This is a genomic window from Aquimarina mycalae, assembly GCF_029906345.1.
Taxonomy (GTDB): domain Bacteria; phylum Bacteroidota; class Bacteroidia; order Flavobacteriales; family Flavobacteriaceae; genus Aquimarina.
In genome coordinates, this window is record NZ_JARYGY010000010.1 from 202,644 (window position 1) to 211,802 (window position 9,159).

General features: G+C 30.1%; 9 protein-coding genes and 1 pseudogene. 1 reads left to right on the forward strand and 9 read right to left on the reverse strand.

Annotation, left to right across the window (positions count from 1 at the left end):
* Positions 1–2: 2 nt before the first annotated feature.
* The 8 genes from QBK95_RS21355 to QBK95_RS21390 form a co-directional block, all read right to left on the reverse strand.
* Entirely contained in the window at positions 3–752 is a 750-nt protein-coding gene (locus tag QBK95_RS21355; protein WP_280936599.1) for a DUF6597 domain-containing transcriptional factor, read from the reverse strand.
* Between the two features lie 13 nt (positions 753–765).
* A complete protein-coding gene (locus QBK95_RS21360) occupies positions 766–1,296 on the reverse strand; it encodes a hypothetical protein (RefSeq protein ID WP_280936600.1) in 531 nt (176 codons plus the stop codon).
* 44 nt (positions 1,297–1,340) lie between these two features.
* Positions 1,341–2,027 (reverse strand): hypothetical protein, encoded by a 687-nt coding sequence (locus QBK95_RS21365; protein WP_280936601.1) that lies wholly within the window; start codon positions 2,025–2,027, stop codon positions 1,341–1,343.
* A gap of 324 nt (positions 2,028–2,351) precedes the next feature.
* A complete protein-coding gene (locus QBK95_RS21370; protein ID WP_280936602.1) occupies positions 2,352–2,786 on the reverse strand; it encodes a DUF1801 domain-containing protein in 435 nt (144 codons plus the stop codon).
* A 44-nt stretch (positions 2,787–2,830) separates the two neighbouring features.
* Entirely contained in the window at positions 2,831–3,376 is a 546-nt protein-coding gene (locus QBK95_RS21375) for a hypothetical protein (protein ID WP_280936603.1), read from the reverse strand.
* A gap of 165 nt (positions 3,377–3,541) precedes the next feature.
* Entirely contained in the window at positions 3,542–6,733 is a 3,192-nt protein-coding gene (locus QBK95_RS21380; protein WP_280936604.1) for an AsmA-like C-terminal region-containing protein, read from the reverse strand.
* A gap of 325 nt (positions 6,734–7,058) precedes the next feature.
* Positions 7,059–7,577: a GNAT family N-acetyltransferase gene (locus QBK95_RS21385; RefSeq protein ID WP_280936605.1), complete on the reverse strand. Its 519-nt coding sequence runs from the start codon at positions 7,575–7,577 to the stop codon at positions 7,059–7,061.
* Complete coding sequence (locus QBK95_RS21390; protein ID WP_280936606.1) at positions 7,570–7,806, reverse strand: hypothetical protein; 237 nt, start codon at positions 7,804–7,806, stop codon at positions 7,570–7,572. Before QBK95_RS21390 ends, QBK95_RS21385 begins: the two co-directional genes overlap by 8 nt.
* Positions 7,807–7,971: 165 nt before the next feature.
* Here QBK95_RS21390 and QBK95_RS21395 point away from each other — a divergent pair, with 165 nt between their 5' ends.
* Complete coding sequence (locus QBK95_RS21395) at positions 7,972–8,382, forward strand: Lrp/AsnC family transcriptional regulator (RefSeq protein WP_280936607.1); 411 nt, start codon at positions 7,972–7,974, stop codon at positions 8,380–8,382.
* A 77-nt stretch (positions 8,383–8,459) separates the two neighbouring features.
* Here QBK95_RS21395 and QBK95_RS21400 read toward each other — a convergent pair.
* A pseudogene (locus tag QBK95_RS21400) lies at positions 8,460–8,981 on the reverse strand (GNAT family N-acetyltransferase).
* Between the last annotated feature and the right edge of the window lie 178 nt (positions 8,982–9,159).

Genomic DNA, 9,159 nt, shown 5'->3' on the forward strand with positions numbered 1-9,159 from the left:
ATCTATTTATTTTTTATGATTGAAAATTGTAAAAATCGGTCGTTTTCATTTTTCAGTAATACTTTTGGTGTAAATTCTGTTATTTTCTTTATCTCTTTTATGAAATGAGATTGATCAAAATAACCTTGTTGCGGATATAACTCTCCTTTTTTTATTTGACTAAATGTTGCTGCACATTTTCTAATACTACAATAACTTTTTAAAGAAAGTCCAAACGTAGATTGGAAATATCGATTTATTTGTCTTTTTGACCAACTTGCTTTTTGAGAATAATATTCTACGGTTTTATTTCCTTTTGTTTGATTGATGGATTTTAAAAGAATATATCTTCTTGGATCAATAGAGGCTTGTTTTTCTATATATGATAATAGGCATCGGTTCAGGTATTCGAAAAAAGAAGAGTCCTCTTTTTTATTAAATCCGCTAAGTCCCAAATACGATTTATCTAGTTTCTTTATAGTATTTAGTAATAAGGTGATACTTTCTTGAATTATATTTTCAATGGCAAGCAATCGGAATTGTACTCCATAAATTACGGTTTCTGGTGAGATAATTACGTTGGTTTTATGATTAAATAAACCGGATAAAAATACTCCTTCCAGTTTCTCATTACGAAAACAAATCAATAAATCGAAAAAGCCGTCGGGTAATATTGTATAATATTGAAAATCTTTACTCTTGTTTTCAACCTTCCAATAACATCGTACGTAATCTCTAAGGTCTTCATGAGCTTGTTCTTGAAAATAAACCATCTAAAAGGTTGTATTAGGTAATGTTTTTTATTACGTTTTCTATCCGATTTATATTTTCAAGATTTTTTCCATAATCTATTAGCATTGTTTTTAATTTCGGACTACTAGAAACTATATATTCAAAATCACTTTCTTTTTCAGATTTTAGCATGATTTTGATTTCTTCACCCCAAGATTTCCACGTCACACCAGACTTTAATAAGATTCCATTTTCGGTTTCTGTCATCTTCATTTTTCCAATAATAGGGTCGTTTTTTAATTTTTTAATGAGGTCTGTTTTATTCAATCCTGATTTCAGGTTTATTGATTGATTTACTCCTATAGTATCATTAGAAATTTCCTGAATTCCATTTTTTTTAAGTCTGTGTCTATGAAAAGATACTAAAATTAAAGACATAGTAATTCCAAAAAAGAAGCTCAAAAACAAGTATTTCCATAAACTAAATCCTTCACCATTCGCTAAATCAAACCCTAACATAATTAATCCATACGGTATTCCTGTCAGTAAAAAGGTCTTTAAATACAATTTTGTAATTGGTTTCATAAATGTCGTTTTAATGTATTTTTACACCAAGTTAGGTAATGTTTTTATTTTTTTGTTTGGCTTTGTAACTCTATCATTTTTTTGTCAGTCATTGTAGCTGTTTTGGACATTCCGTTTATTATCTCAAATGTCAAAGTCAAAGCCACAGATGGATCTAACACCATTTTAGTATCAATTAAAACACGGCAAATAGCATTTATTACTATTCGTAATGTTTTTTCGTCGCTTTCAAGGTTAATGTTTTGATCAACGAATTTTCTCGTTTCATACCCAGCTTGTAAAGGTAATACTGATGGCTTGTTTTCGTCAGGTACGCTTAAGGTAAGATTCCCCCATTCAGATTCTCCAACATTTTTTGCATAAGTTTCAAAAATCCTACTTAATGATGGGAATGGAATCTGGTTGAAATGTGAATCTATTTTTCTTTTGATTCTTGCAAAAACACATTGTTCGGGTAAGTTATTCCAATTTTTTACAGCTATTGGGCCGACAAGAAGCTCATTAATTTTTTCAGAAAATATGACTGAACCTGGATCAAAATCGTGCTCATTGACTGAAAATTCGTTAGCAATTTTAATACATCTTTCTGCAACAATTGTTGACATTACACAAAGAGCATCTTCAACTCGAACGCCTTTTTCGGTTTGAACATGATCATAAACATAATTCACTAAAGTTTTAGTCAGTTTTTCAACTGATGGTTTAGATTTTATGAAATCAAAAATTCCCATAGTTTTGTTTTAATATTGCCTAGTGTATATTGTATGAGTAGTAGCGAATTTCTACTCACAAACCTTTCAGTTCTTATCAAGTCTCTACATCAGAAAAGTATTCTTTAATATAATTCCAACACTGTATAAATTTACCGTTATTACCTTTTTCTATTTTAAAATACTTTTCAAGTTCACCAAAGGCTATATTTGGGGAATTGGGTTTGCATTGTTGATAGTATTGATTTTTTAGATACCCAATTCATTATTATTAAATGTGCGATAATGATTTATAAACAACTTACACTAGATGTTACCATGATATACTTTGTTGGTAGATTGTAGTTAACTTCTACAGGCACATTCGTGATGTTCGTTGAGATATGAAATTGTTTCTATACACAGTTTTTCTAAAATTGAAATGTCAATATCAGCAAGTTTTTTAACATAAATACATGCTTTCCCCATTTTAAATTTTCCAAAATCTTTCAATAATTCATCACTCTTTTTATTTTTTGAATAGATATAGAGCGAAAATTGTCCTTTCCTTGGTGAAAATCCAAGTAGTGGAGCATCCCCTTCATGACCGCTGGCATATTTGTAGTGATAGCTGCCAAAACCAATTATAGTTGGCCCCCACATTTTAGGTTCAAAACCAGACCATTCCTTCATTAGTTCAATTAATTTATTGCTATCTGTTTTCTTTTGATCATTGTCAACATATGAATTAATAAAATCCATTACATTCACTTCCGTTTGAGTTGTTTTATTCTTAGCCATTTAGTTTTTCTTTATGTTCTTTCCAATAAGCTTTCAATTCGTTTTTAAACGAATCTGATTTTATATTTAGAGTCTATAAAAGCAAGACTGAATAATAGGATTATCGAAACTATAAATGTTATAATATTTAGAACTATAGAAAATTTATTTTTCTTTGAAGTTTTAAATACTAAAAAGAAAAGAAATGTAACTACAATTATTGAAATGGTATATAGGTTTAAGCCAAAATCAAGACTAATTCTTCCTTCATCGTTTGGTTGAAATCGATTTGCCCAAGTAGCTCCTAATCTCATTATAAATGGTAAGAATAGAAAAGGGTATAGCATTATGTTTTTATGCTTTTTTAGCACAAAATAAAATATAATCCCTTGGATGATTGTAAATATAGGTCCAGAAGCACTTGTGATTATGCGATGAGTTTTAGTTAGTTTAATTAAAGAGTTTTTTATTGATGCTCCATTCAGCGTAAATCCAGCATCATATCCTAATACCTCATAGGCTATCCAATGGCTCATTTCATGAAAGAAGAAGGTAAGAAAAGTAGCAATAATCATTACTCCAATGTATTTAGTCCAATCTAAAAAGTTCATTTTATTACTTTGTTAGTTTTAATCAATAGTAATGCTTAATATGGGTGTTATAGCGGATCAAAATATCTTCTTACTTTTCGATTTTTCCCCGTATTGGTTGTTATTTTTTTTCTGCAAGTATTGCGCTTTACCAAAAATATAATGACCATTAATTTATCATTAAGTCTAATCTTTTTTCTTACCCAATGAAACCTTATAATCATCGATGCTGCCTTTGATCTTTAGATTAAGGTACTTTACTTTTTTGTTAGGATCTATTTCTACAATTTCATTTTCTTGTGCTACACTAATAACAGTGTCCTTCTTATTTCCAAATAATTTTTGCCAAGTAGCTTTTTTTACAGTTTTCCAAGGAATGCGTAAATAATAATCGATATTTTGATTACTATCGTGTGTACCAGACAATTCCATATGACCCAAAGTAGATTCTATCGTCATTGAGGGAATATTAATCTTCCCTTTGGTTATATCCAAGCTGTTTTGTAAAGTGTCAAACCGAATGTTTTGTAGATTTTTATCTCCCATATAATCTGAAAGCGCTAGCATGGGATCATAATTTTTTAATCTTCCATTTAACACTTTTACGTCCATTTCTAGGGTAGATTGATCCAGATCTGGTACCATATCAGGGTAAACTCTAATCTTACCTTTAATTCTAGAGGTGAGTTTCCCTTGTAAATTTTCTGAAATAAGATGATCTTGTCCAAAATTTTCGAATTTGAACAGTAATTTATCCAAATCAACATTATTCATAATCAAATCTGGCTGCATATAGATATGTTTTGGATCACTACCATTAAAATATCCACTTAATCTAATATTTCCTCCTGCAGCATCCATGTGTAACGTATCGATATAAATGTAGTGGTTGGGTGTTGTTCTTATATCTGCTATGATATTTTGTAGATCTATTCTATGGTAAATAAAGTGAGCGATATCAGCCTTAAATTTCATATCAGTAAATGGCAACTCATATAAATTAAAAGCATCTGCGTGTTCTTTTACATCTGCAGTTTTTGAAGCTACGACTGCTGTTGGTTTTGGCGGACTTAAATCGAATTTGAAAAGAGCATCAAAGTCAATGTAATTTGCTTTTAATTCGAGATAATTATCTCTTTTCTTTATTAGAGGATCTTGTCCCAAATAATAGTTTAAATCAAAATTAAAATTGGTGGTTCCTATTTCTCCATGAAAGTCTTTTATCACCAAGTGCTCGTCTTCGTAATGTATGTTTCCTCTAAAATTGTCAAATCGAAGAGGATGCAATTTCATTTTTGTATCTAACTTATCTAAAGTCAGATCGATAGAATGTAAAGCAGAATCTTTATAATGCATACTAGTGGCAACATGCAATGCCAAATCATCAAAAGCTTCATGTCGATACTCTTCAGGAACATAATTTTCTCCTTTATAAGAAAAAACATCTTCCAGTCTTAATTTATTAGAAGTAAGATTGATATCTAAATTTACATCTCCCTTAAGTTGAGGTTTCATCCAAAAGGCGTAATCATGTATTAGCCCGTCAAAATGAAAATCACTATCATCTATATAGCCTGTAAAATCTACTATTTTTAAATCCTTGTCATCGATTAATACATCGGCATGGAAATCATGTAGTTTATGTGGATAATGTTTAAAATCTGCATATAAACTATCAATAAAAAATTCACCTTTTGGTAAATACTCGGATTCTGTAAAATCTTTTGCAGAAGCTTTAAAAGAAAGCCCTAAACTTAGATCTTTTATTTGTTCATCAAAACCAGTTTGCGTAGTGTCTTGTTCAGAAAAACCTGTTAATTGAGCAATATCTACGTAATTAGAAGTAATATCTAAGTGTGCTTCTATTGGGATGTTTGTATGATGTACAATGGCAGGCAAATCTGAAATAAACCCGCTTATTGACAGATCCGATTTTCCCATTAACAGTTCGAATTGATTTAAGGTTGCTTCTTTGCCATTCATTACTAAATGTACATTCAAATCATGTAAGGGAGCAGGAAGTTCTTTGGCTACTAACCCTAAGTCTTTTACTATCAATTCTGTAAAATATGCTTGATTGAGTTTTTGCAATGCTTTTTCGGGATTGTCAATATCAATAATATCGTGAAAATTCATTTTTAATGAAACTTGTCCAGTGGCATCTTGTACTTGTTCTATGTCAAAAAAACCTGTAATAAAATCGAGATTGAAATTCGAGTTTATTTGCATATTCACTTCTGGGGATTCAAAATTCTTTATAAAAATAGCTCCTTCAAATTCTCCTTCTTCCAAAGATGCTGTCATATCTGTTAGAGAAAATTCCATGGTACTTGCGTCTCTGTTTTCTCCATTAGTAAAATGACCATTGAAACCCATATGATCAATCTTTTTCTTTCTTTTAGTATTTTCTAAAAAGGCTTTTCCTGCTCCAAAATTGGCATTGATAAAAGGTCTGTTTCCTTTGTTAGCTGGTCCTTGGATACTGGCATTAAAATAGATTTCACCAGCATTTTTGTATTTTTCTAATACGGGTATGACATCAGCTGGAGCAAAAGCTATAAGCATATCAAAATTGGGCTTTGTTCCTTTTATAGAAAGGTCAAGATCTACATCATTCTTTGTGTCTATAGCACCTTTTAACTCAAAATCACCATTTTCCATTACAATACGTGAAGGTTGTATATCAAGAATGCCAGTATATTCATTAAATATCAAGTCTGTATGGACTTCAAAATGTTTTTTATGTATGAAAGTAGTATCTCCATCTTTTATCACATTTAATTCAAGATCTGTATCTATATGTCCAGCGATGATACTATCTTTTCGGCTAAAACCGCCTTTACCAGTGTATATGAATTTCTCTACATCTGTGTTAGTAGCTTCATCCAACGTATGGATATCTAGATTTTTAAGTTTAATTTTTTTTAAATGAATGTTGGTAGAAGATGTTTCTGTTTCAGAAGTGCTTGCTAAAGAGTTCTGAATATTCGTAGTATTATTTTCATGAATAACAATATTAAAAACACCTTCTTCTATTAGTAAAGACTGAATATCATAATTTCCATTTACAATATCCCATAGGTTAAAACCAATGTATATGTCTTTTACATCCATGACAATCGGCGCATTGTCTTTTTTTGTTTCAAAAATTTGCGCATCATATACTTTTATAGAGATGTCTGGAAAGTTGCCAAAAAGCGATAATTCACTTTTACCAACACGAACAAGGCCTTTGTGTTCTTTGTTTAGTTTTGCGATTTCCTCTTTGATAATTTCAGATTGATTGTTCTGAATATATAGCATTAGGCCTCCTACTACTAAAATTGGAACTAAGATTAGTACCAATAAAATTCGTTTCCAGAATTTTTTAATCTTCAAAGTAGATGTCTTTAAGGTTAGAAAAGATGTTTGACTTTAAAAGTAACGAATTAGTATGAAAAATCTTATTTAGTATACGATTTAGTTTTTGAATCTACCGTTATGTATCAATCAGATATTTTGAAGTTTTTAATAATTTAGAGTATTTAAAACCATTTTTCCTTAAAACATCTATCTGTTCACTTGATTTAGGAAAATAAATACCTGTAGCTTTAACGTTTACAACGTAATTTATAATTGACGCGAATGATCTCTTATAAGAAGCGTAGGGTAGGTGATAAGCGATATGATTCGAATTGGTACTAAGTCAAATATAAATATTTTACTACTGTATTTTTTTAGAGAAAACTATATTTTCGTAATCTTTTCCATTGACTATAAAATTTAATTCTCCGACATTTTTAAATTCATTTCTTTCATAAAACCTAATGGCTCTATTGTTTTTTATATAAACGGTGAGCCACACGGTATCTAACTGCAATTTTTTGACTTGCTCTTCAACAAAAGTTAGTAACTGTTGTCCAATTTTTAAGGGTATAAAATCATTTAGAATAAAAATTCGTTCTAATTGACAACTGTTTTGTGATGTAATATTTTGATTTGATGCATTTACTACCAATTTTGCATAACCAACAGGTAAATCATCTGCATAAATAATATAGAAAAGTTGCTTGGGGTCGTTTATATTCTGTTTCGTTTTAAAAATGGAAAAATTCTCGTTGAGGTATTTTAATACATCGTTTTTATCTTCGATATAATGACCATGAGATTCAGCCCATGTTAATCGACCTAGAAGTGCTAAAACTTCGATATCTGCTTTCGTAGCTATTTTTATTTTAATCATGATTATTTTTATTTATTCGTAATCTTCTTATATGATATCCGTGAAGTAATACAGCAATTGTGCAGCCTACAATTATTGGTGTAGCACTAATTAATGCACCATATAAAATGTAACCTGAATTTGCGATTAGTGATATTAAACGTAGTTTATACTCACCTTTGGTAGACATAGAATATAGATTGATAACTAGAGCTGTATAACCAATACTATCAATTAAAAATGGACTCATGTTTATCTTTTTCTGTTTGATTAATTTATATAGGAAATTATCCTGTTTGAATGTTGTTATACAAATATAGAATGCATTATCTTATTTTTGGTTTATAATCAAATTAATAATTGTATATTTGAATTCGATACTATCGAATAAATAATAATATAATTACGATTACAAATGGATTTGTTAGATGAAAAGATACTTGAAATGCTAAAAATTAATGCTAGAGAAAGCTTTGCTAATATTGGGAAGGAAGTGGGATTGTCTGCTCCTGCTATAGGCAAGCGTGTTAGACAAATGGAAGAAGAAGGCATAATTGAAGGCTATGCTCTAAAAGTGAATCATGAAAAATTGGGCATTGAGACTAAAGCATATATAACATTAGTAATACACCGAGGATCAACAGGATCAAATAATGCTCAAGAACAAATACGAGCAATGGAAGAAGTGCAAAGTTGTGATAGAATTACAGGTGATGATTGCCTATGTGTTTTAGGTTATTTTAGAAATAATAGGCATCTTATTTCCTTTCTTGAAAAAATCTCAGAGTATGGTGCTTCAAAAACGAGTATTATTTTAGAAGCGTAATTTTATGTATCTGTAATGAGTAATATTACTTTTAACGTTTTGTGTAAAATGCGTTTTAATGTATTATTTACATAATGTTAGCAATTAGTTTTCAATCTTTTTATTTTTGAATAAATATCTACACTGATAAACTTATCGTTTTTTATCTCGCAATCTCTCATTGTTCCTTCATATTCAAAATCAAGTTTAGACATTGCTCTTTTGCAATTTTTGTTTTCAGAATCGACAAATCCTTCAATTCGGTTGAGTTCAAGTTTATCAAATCCATAATCGCAGATAATTGGCATTGCTTCTTTCATAATTCCTTTTCCCCAATATTCAGGTAGAAGCCAAAGTCAAATTTCGGCTTTTTTATGTTCATTAGAAATGTCATTTAGTCCACCAGCACCGTAAAACTCTTTGTTATCAATTGAGCATATTGCAAACCAATTTTGTTTTGAGTCTGCAAACCATTCCATTTGCTCTTTTGTTTCTTCTATACTATGAAAACTAACTCCATAATGCTTTATAACATCTGGATTTGAAAGCCCTCTAAAAATATTGTTTATATCTGAATTTTCGATTTTACGAAGTAGAATTTTTTCTGTTTTTAATTCCATTTTATTTTTCACAATTCTATTACTGAATACTTCCCTTTACTTACTTGTCGCTAAAGTGGAAATTCTTGCCAAACTGACCCACTTAATCCTGCGAAAGTGACCCATTGAATCCTATTTAAAGTGACCTGGGTATTCCTGTTTAAATTGACCCACCCCTAAAAAGAGCGTGTATTAAATA

Excerpts from the sequence above, each read along its gene's own strand:
- QBK95_RS21360 (WP_280936600.1), bottom strand. The coding sequence starts at position 1,296 with ATGAAACCAATTACAAAATTGTATTTAAAGACCTTTTTACTGACAGGA.
- QBK95_RS21385 (WP_280936605.1), bottom strand. The coding sequence starts at position 7,577 with ATGATTAAAATAAAAATAGCTACGAAAGCAGATATCGAAGTTTTAGCA.
- QBK95_RS21375 (WP_280936603.1), bottom strand. The coding sequence starts at position 3,376 with ATGAACTTTTTAGATTGGACTAAATACATTGGAGTAATGATTATTGCT.
- QBK95_RS21390 (WP_280936606.1), bottom strand. The coding sequence starts at position 7,806 with ATGAGTCCATTTTTAATTGATAGTATTGGTTATACAGCTCTAGTTATC.
- QBK95_RS21370 (WP_280936602.1), bottom strand. The coding sequence starts at position 2,786 with ATGGCTAAGAATAAAACAACTCAAACGGAAGTGAATGTAATGGATTTT.
- QBK95_RS21365 (WP_280936601.1), bottom strand. The coding sequence starts at position 2,027 with ATGGGAATTTTTGATTTCATAAAATCTAAACCATCAGTTGAAAAACTG.
- QBK95_RS21355 (WP_280936599.1), bottom strand. The coding sequence starts at position 752 with ATGGTTTATTTTCAAGAACAAGCTCATGAAGACCTTAGAGATTACGTA.
- QBK95_RS21395 (WP_280936607.1), top strand. The coding sequence starts at position 7,972 with ATGGATTTGTTAGATGAAAAGATACTTGAAATGCTAAAAATTAATGCT.